The sequence below is a fragment of the Arthrobacter sp. 05L45_2 genome (assembly GCF_056397525.1).
Genome location: NZ_JBFTNO010000076.1, coordinates 1 through 15,695, shown reverse-complemented (window position 1 = coordinate 15,695; position 15,695 = coordinate 1). Strand labels below are relative to the sequence as shown.

Below are 15,695 nucleotides of genomic sequence, written 5' to 3'. Positions count from 1 at the left end.
GAGCTGGAACATGCCGTACACCCCGGTCTGGCTGGCCTGGAACCAGAGCAGCACCGGCAGGAGCGGCACCACCACCATGGATCCGGCGTACCGGGGGTCGCGCAGCCAGTAACTGAGCGAGCGTGCCACGATAGCCCCGGTGGGGGTAGCCGGCACCAGGGCGAAGAGACCGGTCCCGGACGCTTTCTTCTTGGCGGTGCCAGCGTAGGGCGGCGTGACAAGGGCCCGCTGCAGCAGCGCCTTCCAGCACAGGGCCAGGACGGCCAGGGAGAGCACTGCGATCAGCAGCTTGAGGACGGCCGCCCCGGTGTTTCCGGCGGCGAACTCGCCGCCCACGGCCCAGGCTGCCCCGGCCGGGGTCCACGCCACGAACGCCGCGAGCTCGGCCATAAAGCCGGCGGAGCCCGCGATCCCCCGGGCGATGCCGGCCACGATCGGCCCCATCAGCACCAGCGGGATGAGGAAAGCGATCGCGCTGACATCCTTGAAGCGCCGCGAACTGGCCAGGCCGGCCGTGGCGGCGGTGACCACCTTGGAGAGCACCACGCACGTCAGCACACCGAGGACCGCACCGGCAAGGGCACCGGCGGCAGCCGGGACGCTGCGGGACCAGGTGCCTACGGTGGCCAGGGCCACCAGCGTCGTGGCCGCGCCCGGGATGCCGATCAGGCCCGCAACTGCCAGTCCGGCCAGCAATTGCGGCATTGGCACAGCGAACGTGGTGAACCTGGCCGGGTCCAGCGTCATGTCCGCCGCCGACGCCACGATGGGAATGATGCCCCAGCCCAGCACCGCGGCGGCACCGCCAAGCACCACCACCGTCTGGGCGGTCCCGGCGTCGGCCCCGCGCAGGAGCAGCAGGCCGGTGACGCCCAGCGCGACGATGCCCAGGGCGTAGAGCACCCCGATACCAAGCCCCACCAGCTGCCACGGGCTGCGCCGCAGTCCGTTGCGCAGCAGGGTGAGTTTGAGCCTTAGAAGGTGCGCAACCACTCGAGTCCCTCCGTCCGGCTGCGGCCGCCGACCAGCTGCACGAAGCGGTCCTCCAGTGATTGCCCGGCCCGCACCTCCTCGGTGGTGCCGGCGGCCAGTACCCGCCCGCCGGCCACGACGGCGACGTGGTCGCACATCCGCTGCACAAGGTCCATCACGTGGCTGGAGACGATCACCGTGCCGCCGGATGCGACATAGCGGTCCAGGATGTCACGGATGTTGGCGGCGGAAACAGGGTCCACCGATTCGAACGGCTCGTCCAGCACCAGGAGCCTCGGCGCGTGGACCAGGGCGGAGGCGAGGGCGATTTTTTTAGTCATACCGGCGGAATAGTCCACGACGAGGGTGCGCCCGTCCTGTTCCAGGTCCAGCGCGGCCAGCAGGTCCGCCACACGGGAAGCCACCACGTCCCGCGGCATACCGCGCAGCAGTCCGGCATAGGTCACCAGTTGTTCGCCGGTCAGGCGGTCAAAGAGCCGGACCCCGTCCGGAAGCACCCCCATCAGCTTCTTTGCCGCGTGCGGGTGCTGCCAGACATCCGTGCCGTGCACCAGCGCGGTACCGAAGTCCGGGCGGAGCAGGCCGGTGGCCATTGACAGTGTGGTGGTTTTCCCGGCGCCGTTGGGGCCCACAATGCCGTAGAAGGAGCCGGCCGGAACGTCGAGGCTGATGCCGTCGACGGCGATCTTCGTGCCGAAGCGTTTGGCCAGCCCGCGCAGGGCCAGCGCCGGGACGGGCGGCGTCTGGAAAGTCATGTCGTTAGACTAACCGCCGGCGCCGCCGCCGCGGGTCCTCCGGAAGTAGTACTTCGCAGGCTCATCCCTTCGGACTACCCGCGCCGGAATGCTGGGGCGGCGCGGGCAGCCTGACGGGGTCCGGGCGGGCCTAGAAAGAGTGCCGCGGGATGGCCCGCTCGTACTGCGGCGGCCAGGCAAGGTCGTGGCCCAGTTCGAACGCGGCGCGCAGCCACCAGTGCGGATCCCGCAGCGCGGCCCGGGCGATGAACACCCCGTCCGCCTGCCCGGTCGCGACGGCGTGTTCGGCCTGGCCCGCGGAGGTCAGGAGCCCCACGGTGCCTGTGCGGACCCCTGCTTCGCGCCGGATCCGGGCGCTGAATCCGGTCTGGTAGCCGGGGCCTACCGGGATGGACTGATGGGCGAYGGCGCCGCCGCTGGAGACGTCCACAAGGTCGACGCCGTGTTCCCCGGCGGCGCGGGCCAGCCGCACCGACGCTTCGGCGTCGATGCCGCCCTCCGCCCAGTCGGACGCGGAGATCCGGAGGAGCAACGGCATGGAGTCAGGGATGACCGCCCGCACGGCATCGACCACGGCGAGGGTGAGGCGGTTGCGGCCGTCCTCGTCGCCGCCCCAGTGGTCCGTCCGGTCGTTGACCAGCGGGCTTTGGAACTGGTGCAGCAGGTAACCGTGGGCGCCGTGCAGTTCGATGGTGTCGAAGCCGGCGTCTACGGCGCGGACCGCGGCGGCGGTGAAGTCGGCGATCACGCCGTCGATCTCTTCGGTTGTCATGGCCGACGGCGGGGCGTAGCCGTCGAAGGCGCCGGTGCCGGGCCCCACGGTGTCCCAGCCGCCCTCAGAAGCCGGGACCGTGCCGGCCTTCCCCGAGAACGGCCAGTAGCTGGACGCCTTGCGGCCTGCGTGCGCCAGCTGCGTGCCGATCTTGGCGTTGGCGGAGCCGTTCCTGTGCACAAAGGCCACAATCCGTTCCCAGCCCTCGGCCTGGGCATCGTTGTAGAGTCCCGCGTCGCGGGGACTGATCCGGCCGGCGGCGTTCACGGCGGCCGCCTCCGTCAAGATGAGGGCGGCCCCGCCGGTGGCGAAGGACCCCAGGTGCATCAGGTGCCAGTCGTTGGGCACGCCCTCGCCGGTGTCCGGGTCGCAGCTGTACTGGCACATCGGCGAGACCCAGCCGCGGTGTTCCAGGCGCAGGGAGCGCAGGTCCAGCGGGGTGAAGAGTGCGGACCCCATCAGAACAGCACCCGCGCGAGGTTCTGCCGGGCCTTGGCGACCCGTTCGTCGGTGGTTCCCACGACGTCGAAGAGCTCCAGCAGGCGCACCCGGGCAGTCTCGCGTTCCGGCCCGAAGTTCCGGCCGATGAACGCCACAATCCTGCCGAGGCCGTCCTCAACGTGACCCCCGGCGATGTCGAGGTCCGCGACGGCGAGCTGGGACTGCAGGTTGTCCGGCTCCGTGGCGGCGCGGCCGCGCAGCGCGTCCGTTTCGTCCGCGGAGAGCGCCTGCAGGCGGCCCATCAGCTCCACCTGGGCCAGCCCGGCCTTCGCCTCGGCGTCGGCCGGCATCTCCGTCAGCGCCTGCCGGGGGGCCCGGGGGCCGCCGGCGCCGATCCTGCCGGTCACCCCGTTGGCGGCCGCAACCTTAAGCAGTTCGTCGAAGAGACTGCGCACCTGCTGTTCCTCGGCACCGCCCTGGAACAACGGCACGGGCTGGCCCTTGACCACGGCGACGGCGGTCGGAACGGCCTGCACCTGGAAGGCCTGCGCAAGCTGGGGAAACGCCTCGATGTCTGCGGCGCCGAGGACCAGCCGGCCCTCGTAGCTTTCGACGATCTGCTCCAGCACGTCCACAACCTGCGATGAGCCCGGCGAGTAGGCAGCCCACAGCGCAATCACCACGGGAACCTGCGCGGAAAGGTCCACGAGTTCCTGGAAGTTGGTCTCCGTGACGTCCACGCGAAGCGGCGCTCCGGCCGGACCACCGCCCTCCGCGGTGTCCGCACCGGTTGCCCCGCTTCCGGTGGCCGGCGGGCGGCCACCCGCGGGCGGCGCGGGGCGCTGTTTGAGGGAGGAGAGGTCGACGGCGCCCCGCAGGTTGAGCGGGCTGGCGGCCGCCGGCGGGACCGGACGGGAAGCTGGCGAAGTCATGGCTCCACTCTATCCACTCCGCCCCATGCAGCAACGACCGGGCCGCGGAGGCGGCCCGGTCGTTGCTGGGTGGTTTGCCGGCTGGTGGTGCCGGGCAGTCAGGTCCCTGTGGGGACTACTTGAATTTCGCGCCCACCAGGCCGCGGGTGGCGGCGACCAGCTTCATCGAATCCTTCGAGCCGGTCGGCGGCACGTAGACGGCCACGGCTTCGGCGAAGTTCAGGACCATTCCGGTGCTGGTTTCCTTGCCGCCGGCCAGGGCTGCCGCGTCGTTCCCGATCGTCAGCTTGTCACCGGAGTTCTTCGGCGTGCCGTCGAAGGCGAAGTCCAACCGCCCCAGGACCAGGGCACCGCCGTCGGCCGTCCGGAACACCACGGTGTCCTCGGGCACCACCTTGTGGCTGAAGGAGAAGTTGCCGTTGGCGCCGGACTTCACCACGTCCTTCTGGTACGCCAGCGTGTCCGCGATGTACGGCGACGACTGGCCCTCGGAGAGCTTGTCCTTGAACGCCGAGTCGGCCTTGGTCAGCCGGTCGCCCAGGCCGGACAGGGCTTCCTGACCGCTGTACAGCAGGCCGGACTTGTCCGATGCGGCCAGCGTTTCGGTACCCCCGCGGTTGATGCCCGGGAACGTGGTGCCGGGCTGCAGCGGGGTCGCGCCGACCAGCTTGTAGTTCTCCCGTGGCGAGGCCTGCACGAGGGTCAGCAGCTGCGGGACCACGTTGCCGTCGCCCTGCGTGACAGCCAGGACGGAACGCGGCCAGTCACGCTTGTTGCTGACCACGGTGGTGAGAAGCTTGGTGGCCCGCACCGGCATACGCGATTCGTAGCTGCCCACCTTGGAGCGGATCTTGTAGTTCTGTTTGCGCACCTCAAGTTCGGTAGCCCCAACCCGCGAGGCGAGCTTGTCGGCGTCCTTCGCGGCGTCGCCGGCATCCACGGCGCTGGAGACCTGCTCCAGGATGCGGCGGAACTGCGCGTCCAGCAGGACCGGTGCATCGGGAGCCGCGGCGGACGCGGAGGAGGAGCTGCTTGGTGCCGGAGACGGAGTCTGGCTGGCCTGCGCGGCAACGCCCGTTCCCGCCACGGCCGCGGCGGTGAGCAGGGCTACCGCCGCGGCTGACCGGCGGCGGGCCGGGGCGCCGGCCGCTACGCGTTCCACGGCGCCCTTGGGCGCGGAAGTCTCACCGGGGGTCGCACCGGCGTCGCGTGCCCCGGCACGGGCCTCAGCCTGCGCCCGGGCCCGGCGTGCGAAGAGGCTTTCCTTGCGGCGGCCGCCGGTGGCGGACCCGCCGTCGTCGGACTTGCGCTGCCCCGGCTTGAGCACCAGCAGCGCCCCGCCGGCGATGATCAGGAGCCCGCCGAGGACCATCAGCGGGATGGCCCACGGTGTGGAGGTGTCATTGGGGAACGTCATGGAGACCGAGGCGGGAGCCGGCTTCTTGCCGTCCGCGGCCAGCAGGAGGGACCAGTCACCGTCGGCCGGGGCCGTCCAGGTGTAATCGAGGTCGCCGCTGGCGTTCTCCGTGGTCACCCACAGGTCTGAGCCGGCCGGCGAGGGCGCGGCGGCGTCGCCGTCGGTGTGGTCAAGCTGCAGCGACTTGCCGTCGCTGGAGACTCCCGAGACAGTGTTGTGCGCGGTCTTGCCGACCCACGCATCGACGTCATCCGGCCGGCCGGCGGCAAGCATAAAGTTGCCTTCGCCCTTGACATGGATCTTCACCGTGCCGCCGTGCAGGGTGCGCAGCTTCTGGTCGAAGACGGTCAACGGAGCGGCCTTGCCGTCCGTCGGCGCGGTGGCGGTGAAAGTGTCGGCCGGAGCCCACACCGTCTTCTGGCCTATTCCGGCCAGCAGTGTCAGGAGGCCGAGCAGCACAAGTGCAACTGCAGTCTTGAAACGCAAAATATTACCTATCATCAGCGGACACGTAGATTTAAGAGTAACCGTTTTGTTACCTGCGAGTCAGATCGGCGGCGTTGTCAAGCCCCGGTCCCGCGTCGCCGGGCGCCCGAAACCCGCGAGTTCGCAAGGCTGCTGATAGTGTTTGCGGTGATCATCACACCCGGCCCGCAACCGCGGTTTTGCAGGGAATTTACCGACAAAAAGGGCATTCAACGCAGTGACTGAATCCACCGGGTCGTCCCCCGCCGGACACACCGAAGGCCAGGAATCCGGCAGCCAGCCACAGGCGCCGCTTGAGCCCACTCCCACGCTTTCCAGCCCCCGGGCGGCCGCTGCAGGCATCCTGATGTCGATGGCCCGCCGCCTGCGCCAGCCGCTGCCCGGCGCACAGCCCCGGCTGCGGTTCGAGATGCCGCCGGAGCAGGACGAAGACGTGCTGGCCGGGTCGGACATGGAATCTACGGCCCGCTTTGGTGATCCGGGGCCCCGACTGTCGGCCCAGCACCCCCTGTACGTCGGGTTCATGGGCACCGTCGGCGTCGGCGCGGCACTGCTGGTCTACTGGATCGGTTCCAACACCACGCAACTGCTCCTCTGGATTGTCACCGCGCTGTTCATTTCGCTCGGCCTGGACCCCGTGGTGCGCTGGCTGGAAAGCAAGAAGGTCCCGCGGCCGGTCGGAATCCTGATCTCCGTCGCCGTCCTGGCCCTGGCCGTCGCCGGGTTCTTTGCCACGCTGATCCCCACGATCGTCCAGCAGGTGACCCAGATTGTGCAGCAGGCGCCGCACTGGATCCAGGACTTCATCGACTCGGACTTCTTCCGCTCCCTCGACAGCCAGTTCGGCGTCCGGGACCGGATCTCGCAGGAGCTCGAAAAGTTCGTCAACAACCCGGAGGCCATGGGCGGGATCTTCGGCGGAGTGGTCGGCTTCGGTTCCACAGTGGCCAACGGCCTGTTCGGTGCCCTGATCGTGCTGGTCCTCAGCCTTTACTTCCTTTCGGCCATGCCGTCCATGAAGAAGTGGGGCTACCGGCTGGCTCCGCGGTCCCGCCGGGCCAGGGTGGAGGCGCTGTCGGAGGAAATCACCGGCTCGGTCGGCAACTACGTCATCGGCCAGGTCTGTGTCGCCCTGCTGAATGCGACCTTCGCTTTCATCGTGATGTCCATCGTTGGCGTTCCGTTTGCGGTCCTGCTGGCCTTCGTTGTGGCCCTACTGGCCTTTATCCCGCTGGTCGGCGGCATGATCGCCGGTGTCCTGGTCACCCTGATTGCCCTCACGGCGGGCTGGCAGACGGCCGTGGTCTACGCGATCTGCTACTTCGCCTACCTGCAGTTCGAGGCGTACTTCATCTCCCCGCGCATTATGCAGAAGGCCGTTGCCGTGCCCGGCGCAGTCGCCGTCATCTCGGTCATCGCCGGTGGCAGCCTGCTCGGCGTGCTCGGTGCCCTGATCGCCATTCCCACGGCCGCAGCGATCATGCTGCTGGTCAAGGAGATCTTCATCGTCCGGCAGGACAAGCACTAACCCCGCTCAGGCGTGGGCGGTGGCGACCGGGCCGTCCCATTCCTCGGGCAGCGCCGTCGCCGCTCCCCCGGGTAGCACCCGGTCCACGATCTCGTTGAGCACCCGGCCGGCGTACTTCTCGCCTACCCAGAGGTGTTTGGCGCCGTCGACGCCCACGACGTCGGCATGCGGCACCAGGGCGAAGCGCTGCGCCGCGGCATCCGGCTGCAGATAGTCGTCGTGCTCGGGGACCAGCACCTTCAGCGGCTTGCCAAAGGCTGCCCACTCCTTAAGGTGGACGTCGGTAGCCCGGTGCAGCGGGGGCGAGAGCAGGATGGCGCCCTCAATTTCGGCGGCCACTGGTTCCGCGGCGCCGTACATCAGGGCGAGCTCGGTCCCGAACGACCACCCCACCAGCCAGCGGTTGGGCAGGCCGCGGTCGACGGCGAAACGGACCGCAGCCTCGACGTCCAGCCGTTCGCCGATGCCTTCCTCGAACTGCCCCTGGCTGGTTCCGCGCGGCGAGGAGGTTCCGCGGGTGTTGAACCGGAGGACTGCAATGCCGGCCAGCGCCGGGAGCCGGTAGGAGGCCTTGCGGTAGACGTGCGAATCCATGAATCCGCCATGCGTGGGCAGCGGGTGCAGGGTGATCAGCGTTGCCTTGATCTCCCCCGACTCCGGCACAGCGAGTTCGCCGACCAGCCGGTGCCCGTCCGCGGTGCGGAGTTCAACATTCTCGCGGCGCGCCGGAAGCACGGTGGAGGCACGGATTGCGGTGGGCGCGGAAGGCTGGCTGAACACGTAGGACGCGGGGTCGAAAGTCATGCCCTCCAGCTTAGCGAAGCCGCTCAGCGGTACTTGTAGCTGCGCGAGGTCCAGCAGTTCGAATGCCAGTGCCGGCGTTCGGCCAGGCCGGCCGCGGCACCAAAGATATGGTCCTCGGACCAGACCACAAGGTGCGCGATGCCCGGCAGCACGGCCGTGGAACATCCCGGGCAGATATAGGTCTTTTCCGCCCGCCCGGCCGAGATCGAGCGGACCATCCATTCCCCGTCCGGGGCGCTCTCCCGCCGGGCTATCCCGGTGCGGGCGCGTTCCAGATCCAGTTCCGGCGCCGGACCCGCGGCGTGCTTGCCGGCCTTTGCGGCGCCCCTCCCGGAGGCAGCTTTCCCGGACACGGCTCGGCGGGGTCGGTTGGAACGGGGCATAGCTCCATTCTGCCCCAGAGCCGTGCCCGCCGGGCAACGGGCCCGCAGGCACCCGCATGCGGGGCAACAGACGGTAGTGTTGACCGGGTGCGTTTAGTCATAGCCCGTTGCTCCGTTGATTATGTCGGCCGGCTCAAAGCCCATCTCCCCCTGGCCACCCGGCTCCTGGTGGTCAAGGCCGACGGCTCGGTCCTAGTCCACTCTGACGGCGGTTCCTACAAGCCGCTGAACTGGATGAGTCCCCCGGCGAACCTGCGGGTGTCCACGCCGGACGAGGTGGACGTCGAGGTCGGCGTCGTCGAGCAGTGGACTGTGYAGTCCGCGAAGACCGACGACCGGCTCATCATCAACATCCACGAGCAGCTGCACGACACGTCCCATGAACTTGGCCTGGATCCCGGCCTGATCAAGGACGGCGTTGAGGCAGACCTGCAGCGGCTGTTGGCCGAGCAGATCGAGACCCTCGGCGCAGGCTTCTCGCTGATCCGCCGCGAGTACTTCACGGCCATCGGCCCGGTGGACATCCTGGCCCGCGACGCCACCGGCGCCACTGTTGCCATCGAGCTCAAGCGCCGCGGTGATATCGACGGCGTCGAGCAGCTCACCCGCTACCTCGAACTGCTGAACCGCGATCCCCTGCTGGCCCCCGTGCGCGGCATTTTCGCCGCCCAGCAGATCAAGCCCCAGGCCAAAGTGCTGGCCAATGACCGGGGCATCGACTGCGTGACCCTGGACTACGACGCCATGCGCGGCGTGGACGACAGCGAGTCCCGGCTCTTCTAGGCCCGCTGACCCTGCAGCCGGGTGCACCTTAGACTCTGACCATGAACCATGTTCCGGCCGGCCGGCAGCTCCTGTTCGGCACCATGGTCAGCGACGGTGCCGTGCTCTCCGACGCCGCCGTCGCCGTGGAGGCCGACAGGATCGCTTACGCCGGACYGGCTTCGGGGTTCGACGGCGCCGCCGCCGGCTTCGGTGACGCGCCTGAATTCCGTCTCGGTCCCGGAGACTTCATTCTTCCCGGACTGGTTGACCTGCACTGCCACGGCGCGCACGGCGGTGACTTCCCGGCCGGCACCGAGGACCAGGCGCGGCAGGCCATCGACTTCCTGCACCGGTCCGGGACCACCACGCTCCTGGCAAGCCTGGTCACCGCCGCACCCGGCTCCTTGTTGCGGGGACTGGCGCTGCACGCCGCACTGACGGAAGGGGGCCTGCTGGCCGGAATCCACCTTGAAGGCCCGTTCCTCGCCGCGGCCCGCTGCGGGGCACAGGATCCGGCCCACCTCCGCGAGCCCGATCCGGAGCTCCTCGCCGGGCTGCTGCAGGCCGCCCGCGGCACACTAGCCTCGATGACTTTTGCGCCGGAACTCCCGGGGGCGGAGGACCTGGTGGCAACGCTGGCCTCGCATGCCGTGGTTCCCTCTCTCGGGCACACGGACTGCGACGACGCGACAGCCACGGCGGCCCTCCACGCGGCAGGTGTCGCCCTGGAATCCCGGGGCAGGCGGGAAGGGTCCCGCGGCACGAGGCCCACTGTCACCCACCTCTTTAACGGCATGCCGCCCCTGCACCACCGGGCGCCGGGGCCGGTGGCGGCGTGCCTGCGGAGTGCGGCCTCGGGCGGGGCGGTACTCGAACTGATTGCCGACGGCGTGCATCTGGACCCCGCCGTGGTGGCCACCGTATTCCAGCTGGCCGGCGCGGCGAACATCGCCCTGGTGACCGATTCCATGGCCGCCGCGGGCCTGCCCGACGGCCACTACAGCCTGGGCAGGGCCGCAGTTACCGTTACCGGCGGAAGCGCCCGCCTGGACCGGGGCGACGCCCTCGCCGGCGGGACCGCCACACTGCTCGAGGTCGTGCGGCGCACCGTGGCTGCCGGCGTACCCCTGGCAGATGCCGTCACCTCGGCCACAGCGGTTCCCGCCGCGGTCCTCGGCCTGGCGGCCGAGCTCGGCTCATTACGCCGCGGACTGAGGGCGGACGCCGTCGTCGTAAATTCCGGACTTCACCTTTCCCGGGTAATGCGCCGCGGGGAATGGCTGGCCCCGCTTTCCTAATCCGTCTTTGCGGCGCCGGCGCTCTCCAGGGTTTGTTTCCAGTGCCGGGAAGTAGTTCACGAACTCTTTAGATAAAATTTCTGGAATTATGTCCCGGCCCCGTTGACCTCACGGAGGTGCCATGAAATTCTTAGACAAGTCTTTGTGTAGGTGTTTTTCATGCTCGCAAGACGTGTTGCGAGCGTGAAGCTCCTGCCGCCAGGTCCGGTCTCAAACCGGACCGAAGCCAAGGTTCTTCTCGCAGAGTGACCCGGCCCGGTGCAAAGTGCGCCGGGCTGCTTCTAGATCCAAAATGAGGAGAATTAAATGGCACAGGGAACCGTCAAGTGGTTCAACGCTGAAAAGGGCTTCGGCTTCATCACCCCGGATGACTCCGATGGCGATGTCTTCGTTCACTACTCCGAGATCCAGACCGGCGGATTCAAGACCCTCGACGAGAACCAGCGCGTTCAGTTCGAGATCGGCCAGGGCGCCAAGGGCCCCCAGGCAACCGGCGTGACGCTGGTCTAGTCTCCCCCGGCAGGGCAACCATTGGCAGCCCGGTCCCGAAAATGATCCCCGGCATTATGGCCGGGGATCATTTTTTTTGCTATATTGCCCGGCTGGCTGCATTCTTTGCCGGCAGGAATCCCTTTATCCCGTGCCTGTATTTGGCGGCGGYAATCGAATTAGCGCACCAGCGTCCGGAGCAGTCGTGCACTTTGGCGGACGGAGAGGTCCGGGAGGTAAGCCCGGCTCAGGGCGCGCCCTATCGCCGGCAGCTGCAGCGGGTCCTGGTAGTACAGGTACAGGGTGCGGTATTCCGGCTTGAATCGTGATTTGAACGTGGCCAGTGACCGGAATCCGTAAACCGGTTCAAGGGCCCTGCCCACGACGTCGAGGATTCCGGCGAGCCCGTCGCTCCCGCGGGGACTCGCCTCACTTGTCCCGGATCCCGTCCCGCCGGGCGCAGTTCCGACGGGCGCAGTTCCGGCCTCACCCGCGAGCGGTGAACCGGAGAGCGAAATGACGGCCACGGATTCCCGCAGCTCCCGCACCGCAGAGGCGATCAGGAATTCCATCACACCGGGGAAGGCGTCGCCGCGCCGGCGCATCACGTCCAGCGTCCAGCTCACCAGCTCGCCACCGTCGAAGACCGGCAGCCAGCTCGTGACGCCGTGCACCCGGCCATCCCCGTCCACAGCGAGGCAGCACAGCACGTCGTCGTCCTCGAGCTCGTCCAGGCTGCCCAGCGTGAATCCCATTTCGGGGACCTGCTTGCCCGCTGCCCATTCCTCGGAGACTTCGTTGAGCTGGGCCCGCTGCGCGGGCGTGAAGTCACGGTAGCGGCCCCACACCGCGCCGACGCCGGTCTTGGCCGCGCGGTTCAGCGCGGTCCGGACGTTCTGCCACTCCTTGCCCTTGAACTCCAGGTCGCGGACCGCCAGCCGGGTTTCCACCGCCACGGCCACCCGGCGGAAGCCCTTGCCCTCCAGCAGGGGCCAGAGCCCGTCGGTGCAGGAGTAGAAGCACGGAATCAGCGCGTGCTCGCCACAGAAATCCAGGAAGCTGGCGGCGGTGCTGTCACGGTTCCGGGCCGGTCCGAAGGGGCCGGCCACGGTCAGTGCCACGTTGCCGTGCCGCTGGTAGGCCACGCCGCCGCGGGATTCGGGTGCGAACCAGTACTTGTTAGGTTCCCACAGGGCCATCCAGGACAGCGAGTCGCCGCCCAGCCGGATGAGGCCGCGCGCCACCCCGCGGTCCGCTGATCCCGCGTCAGTACCGTGGTGCCGCCGAAGGAGCACCAGCCACACCCCTGTCAGTGCCACCGCCCAGAAGATGATGCCGGAGCCGGCGAACAGGAAGGCCTCCACCGGGTTGCGCTGCTGGAAGACCCGGCCGTAGATCCCCGGGATGGGCAGCGGCAGGTACTGCCGGGCGAGCTCGGCCGCGAGCCCCAGCCAGCCGCCGTCGCGGGCCAGGCCGCCGGCGGCAAACCATATGGCCGAATAGCCGCCGGCGAGCACCACGAACGTTCCCGCCACGGTCAGGCCGAGGATACGGCGTGCCCGGGTGCTGGTTTCGACGCGGAAAAGGCGCCGATTGGCGACCAGCAGCAGCGCGAGGGCCAGCGGGACCACCGCCAGCGGCAGGATGTGCACCACCGGAGAACCCATGACTGCTGAGGGYGGACGCGCGGCGTAGTGCGGGATCCGGGCAAACAGGGCCAGGTACACCGCTGCCAGCGCAGTCACGCCCAGCTGGACCAGGACCGCGATCCGCAGCGCCAGCCGCCTGCCCTGCCGCATGCCGTCGGCGCAGATCAGCAGCAGCACCACCGGCACCACAGCCAGGGCCAGGCCCAGGGGCCCGGCGTATCCCTCCCGCCCGGCGCCCAGGCAGCTGATGTCCACCCCGGACCCGCAGCTGCGTTCGAGTTGCCCCAAGGTCGGCAGCGGGTTCAGCGCCATCTCCCGCAGCAGCGCCAGCGGACCCGTGGGGCTGCGGACCGTTGCGGTGATCATCGGCCCCACGGCGAAGATCGCCACCGTCAGCGCAAGGAGGTTCCGGGTCTCCCTCGAGGTGGAGCGGTGGCGGTGCAGGGTTCCTTTGTCCCCCTGGATCCACCAGCCGGCCATCAGCCCCACCAGCGCTCCGGCCAGGCCCACCACAGTTTCGGGGTGGCCGATGTAGAGAACCAGGAGCAGGGACCCGGCCACGACGGCGGTCCGCAGCCGGCGCTGCCACAGGGCCGGGAGGAGCGCCCCGGCGGCCAGGGTGACGGCGAGGATGGCCGCGTAAGGCCCCATCAGCCGGGCGTCGACCATCCCGCCCAGCCAGTTGTCGCCGGCGAACCGCGCGAGCTGGGTCAACAGCAGGAACAGTGACACGGCCGCAAACTGCCCCGCGAAGAAGAACACCGCGAGCCGGACTGATCCGAGCCTGCGTTCCGCTGCGCCCAGCAAGCCCAGCACCATCACGGACGCGGCCAGGTAGGCCAGCGGGTTGGTGGCGAAAAAGAGAGAGGTGAACATGCTCCACCACAACCCGCCTTCCAGCCCGGATGCGCTCACGGACGCGGCACCCAGCAGGGACACCGGCGGCCCGGCCAGGAAACTTCCGGTTGYCACGCCCGCGCCCAGGAAAGCCGCGAGGAACGCCAGCGAGAACGGTGTTTTACGGAGGTACCGCCCGATGCGCCGAAGGCCTATTCTCACGGGTTGATCCCCCAGCGCCGGCCCAGGAAGTCGAGGCCGGCCGGGAGACCGCGGGCGGCCACTTCCCAGGAATGGCCGGTGCCGGGAACCAGCCGCTCCTGGACCGTGAAACCGGCCCCGCGGGCGGCGTCGGCAAGGACGTCCATGTACTCAACGAACTGCGTGTCCCGCTCGCCCGCGCCGAAGTAGATGGCGTTGCCGTCATAGCGCCGTGACTGCATCAGGTGCAGGGGTGTCTGCCGCTCGAACGCCACGGTGTCCCCGCCAAACGAGGCTTCGATGGTTTTGTGCCGCTCCTTGGCCAGTGCGGGTTCCTTTTCGCTGGCGAAGGCCAGGGAGGCGCTGTAAATGTCCGGGTGCCTGGTCACCATCTGGACGGCGCAGGTGGCACCGAAGGAGAATCCGCCGGCTGCCCAGTAGCGCGGCTCGGGGGCGACGGCGAACGTGGCGCGGATCCAGGCCGGGACATCGCGGGAGAGGAACGTGTCCGCCTGGGCGATATGGCTGTCCATACACAGGAGGTTGCCGTTGGGGCTGCCGTTGGGATCGACAACCACCACCACAGGAGCTACGCCGTGGTGGGCCGCGGCGAACCGGTCCATCCGGCTCCGCAGCGCTCCCCCGGTGACCCAGTCCGCCGGAGCTCCGGGCTGGCCGGCGAAGAGGACCAGTACCGGCAGCTCAGGACGCGGGACCGCCTGGTAGGCCGGCGGCAGGTAAACATAGGCTTCACGGCTGACGAAGCCTGATGCGGTGCCGGGTATGGTGGCCTTCCGGATCAGCCCGGAGGACGGGAGTGCTCCATGGGCTTTCCAGCCGGCCAGTGCGACGGCCGGAGGGTCGTCAGGTTGCCGTTTGAGGTCCGTCTCCAGGTTCTGGATCCGTGCGACGGCCGTTCCGGTCAGGTCGCTGACGGTGTGGTTCAGGCCGAAATAGGCATTGATCTGCACGGCGGACAGAGCGAGGACGCCGGCGCAGGCGGCCGCCGCCACCGTGGTGGCCTTCCGGGCGCGGTCGGGCCGGGGGCTGCTTCGCAGCAGCGTCCGGACCCGGTAGGCCGCCAACAGCAGGGCTGCGACCGCGGGCACGGCCCAGAGGAGCACCTCGGGCGGGAGCACGTCGGGGAAGACGGGCACGGCGTAGACGAGGAGCCAGTGCACACCGAGCACCAGCACAACAGCGAGGACGAGCGCGGCTACGGGAACGGCCGCGGCACGAAGCGCCGGGGTACGCTTCCAGCCGGCGATCGGCCTGAGCAGGTACAGCGTGCCGGCGATCCCGGCGGCGCACGCCGCCCACAGGACCGGACCGTCGGCGATCCGGATGCTTTCGGCGAAGCCCACCGGTGTTAGCGCCAGGTGCCGACGCCGATGACCGGTCCGGCCTCGAGCCAGGAGGAAAGGCCTGTGTAGGCATCAAACCTCATCGCGAGCAGGACGTCCTGGCCCTCACAGCGAAGCTCTACGATCACCGTCTCCGGCTGGACTTTAACGAGCTCGGATTCTGTCGGTTCGCGGCGGCCCAGCAGTTCCAGCGAGCTGCGGCGGAACGAATGCTTGGGACGAACGCTCAGGGAGGCAAGCCGGAACCACTCGAGGTCGTTGTCCTGATAACGACAAACCCCCATCTGCCAGCTGTTTCCAGCTACGCAAATGGAGGCGTCCACCGTGCCCAGGGCGCGCCGCAAATTGAAGCGGCGCACCCCGGAAAGACACAGTGCAAAAACCAGCAACGCAAAAACAGTTGCCAGGATGATGAACGGAAAACCAGTAACGTTCATCAAGGTCGGGCTAGCGGATCCCCGCAGTAGCCGCGTCGCCCATTTGGGCGTTGTCAGCAACAATGACGACCCTGTTGTTGTCGACGGAGAAGAATCCGCCGTCGACAACTACAGCAATACGGTCACCGGAAACCGGCTCGATCG

General features: G+C 68.8%; 13 protein-coding genes and 2 pseudogenes. 4 read left to right on the top strand and 11 right to left on the bottom strand.

The window, feature by feature from the left end; genetic code table 11:
* The 5 genes and pseudogenes from AC1DHD_RS08090 to AC1DHD_RS08070 form a co-directional block, all read right to left on the bottom strand.
* Positions 1-993 (bottom strand): annotated as a pseudogene (locus AC1DHD_RS08090) (transporter); the annotation flags it as partial.
* Positions 975-1,748, bottom strand: a complete 774-nt coding sequence (locus tag AC1DHD_RS08085) for an ABC transporter ATP-binding protein (RefSeq protein WP_476879210.1) — start codon at positions 1,746-1,748, stop codon at positions 975-977. The gene AC1DHD_RS08085 and the pseudogene AC1DHD_RS08090, both read right to left, overlap by 19 nt.
* A gap of 130 nt (positions 1,749-1,878) precedes the next feature.
* On the bottom strand, positions 1,879-2,979 hold the full coding sequence (locus tag AC1DHD_RS08080; protein WP_476879209.1) for an NADH:flavin oxidoreductase/NADH oxidase: 1,101 nt from the start codon (positions 2,977-2,979) through the stop codon (positions 1,879-1,881).
* Entirely contained in the window at positions 2,979-3,893 is a 915-nt protein-coding gene (locus tag AC1DHD_RS08075) for a co-chaperone YbbN (RefSeq protein WP_476879208.1), read from the bottom strand. Before AC1DHD_RS08075 ends, AC1DHD_RS08080 begins: the two co-directional genes overlap by 1 nt.
* 115 nt (positions 3,894-4,008) lie before the next feature.
* Positions 4,009-5,811, bottom strand: coding sequence for a hypothetical protein (locus AC1DHD_RS08070; protein ID WP_476879207.1), 1,803 nt, complete (start codon positions 5,809-5,811; stop codon positions 4,009-4,011).
* Positions 5,812-6,142: 331 nt separating this feature from the next.
* On the opposite strand from AC1DHD_RS08070, the gene AC1DHD_RS08065 reads away from it, so the two are divergent.
* The gene (locus AC1DHD_RS08065) at positions 6,143-7,324 is read left to right on the top strand and encodes an AI-2E family transporter (protein ID WP_476879211.1); all 1,182 of its coding nucleotides are present in this window, start codon (positions 6,143-6,145) and stop codon (positions 7,322-7,324) included.
* A 6-nt stretch (positions 7,325-7,330) separates the two neighbouring features.
* On the opposite strand, the gene AC1DHD_RS08060 is transcribed toward AC1DHD_RS08065, so the two are convergent.
* Complete coding sequence (locus AC1DHD_RS08060) at positions 7,331-8,128, bottom strand: alpha/beta hydrolase (RefSeq protein ID WP_476879206.1); 798 nt, start codon at positions 8,126-8,128, stop codon at positions 7,331-7,333.
* Positions 8,129-8,151: 23 nt separating this feature from the next.
* Complete coding sequence (locus AC1DHD_RS08055; protein WP_476879205.1) at positions 8,152-8,511, bottom strand: ATP/GTP-binding protein; 360 nt, start codon at positions 8,509-8,511, stop codon at positions 8,152-8,154.
* Positions 8,512-8,598: 87 nt separating this feature from the next.
* On the opposite strand from AC1DHD_RS08055, the gene nucS reads away from it, so the two are divergent.
* The 3 genes from nucS (at position 8,599) to AC1DHD_RS08040 (ending at position 11,084) form a co-directional block, all read left to right on the top strand.
* Positions 8,599-9,294 carry an endonuclease NucS gene (nucS, locus tag AC1DHD_RS08050; RefSeq protein ID WP_476879204.1) on the top strand — a complete coding sequence of 232 codons (696 nt, stop codon included), beginning with the start codon at positions 8,599-8,601 and terminating at the stop codon, positions 9,292-9,294.
* Positions 9,295-9,335: 41 nt separating this feature from the next.
* Entirely contained in the window at positions 9,336-10,574 is a 1,239-nt protein-coding gene (locus AC1DHD_RS08045) for an N-acetylglucosamine-6-phosphate deacetylase (protein WP_476879203.1), read from the top strand.
* A 306-nt stretch (positions 10,575-10,880) separates the two neighbouring features.
* On the top strand, positions 10,881-11,084 hold the full coding sequence (locus tag AC1DHD_RS08040; protein WP_011692441.1) for a cold-shock protein: 204 nt from the start codon (positions 10,881-10,883) through the stop codon (positions 11,082-11,084).
* A gap of 158 nt (positions 11,085-11,242) precedes the next feature.
* Here AC1DHD_RS08040 and AC1DHD_RS08035 read toward each other — a convergent pair whose 3' ends face one another.
* From AC1DHD_RS08035 to AC1DHD_RS08020, 4 genes and pseudogenes are all read right to left on the bottom strand, one after another.
* Positions 11,243-13,771 carry a phosphatidylglycerol lysyltransferase domain-containing protein gene (locus AC1DHD_RS08035; protein ID WP_476879202.1) on the bottom strand — a complete coding sequence of 843 codons (2,529 nt, stop codon included), beginning with the start codon at positions 13,769-13,771 and terminating at the stop codon, positions 11,243-11,245.
* Positions 13,768-15,114, bottom strand: a complete 1,347-nt coding sequence (locus tag AC1DHD_RS08030; protein ID WP_476879201.1) for an alpha/beta hydrolase — start codon at positions 15,112-15,114, stop codon at positions 13,768-13,770. The genes AC1DHD_RS08035 and AC1DHD_RS08030 overlap by 4 nt, the downstream gene beginning before the upstream one ends.
* A 5-nt stretch (positions 15,115-15,119) precedes the next feature.
* Positions 15,120-15,551 (bottom strand): DUF2550 domain-containing protein, encoded by a 432-nt coding sequence (locus AC1DHD_RS08025; protein ID WP_476879200.1) that lies wholly within the window; start codon positions 15,549-15,551, stop codon positions 15,120-15,122.
* 10 nt (positions 15,552-15,561) lie between these two features.
* A pseudogene (locus tag AC1DHD_RS08020) lies at positions 15,562-15,695 on the bottom strand (F0F1 ATP synthase subunit epsilon); the annotation flags it as partial.

Coding starts and splice junctions, on each gene's coding strand:
- AC1DHD_RS08085 (WP_476879210.1), bottom strand. CDS start 1,748: ATGACTTTCCAGACGCCGCCCGTCCCGGCGCTGGCCCTGCGCGGGCTG.
- AC1DHD_RS08075 (WP_476879208.1), bottom strand. CDS start 3,893: ATGACTTCGCCAGCTTCCCGTCCGGTCCCGCCGGCGGCCGCCAGCCCG.
- AC1DHD_RS08070 (WP_476879207.1), bottom strand. CDS start 5,811: ATGATAGGTAATATTTTGCGTTTCAAGACTGCAGTTGCACTTGTGCTG.
- AC1DHD_RS08065 (WP_476879211.1), top strand. CDS start 6,143: ATGTCGATGGCCCGCCGCCTGCGCCAGCCGCTGCCCGGCGCACAGCCC.
- AC1DHD_RS08060 (WP_476879206.1), bottom strand. CDS start 8,128: ATGACTTTCGACCCCGCGTCCTACGTGTTCAGCCAGCCTTCCGCGCCC.
- AC1DHD_RS08055 (WP_476879205.1), bottom strand. CDS start 8,511: ATGCCCCGTTCCAACCGACCCCGCCGAGCCGTGTCCGGGAAAGCTGCC.
- AC1DHD_RS08040 (WP_011692441.1), top strand. CDS start 10,881: ATGGCACAGGGAACCGTCAAGTGGTTCAACGCTGAAAAGGGCTTCGGC.
- AC1DHD_RS08025 (WP_476879200.1), bottom strand. CDS start 15,551: ATGAACGTTACTGGTTTTCCGTTCATCATCCTGGCAACTGTTTTTGCG.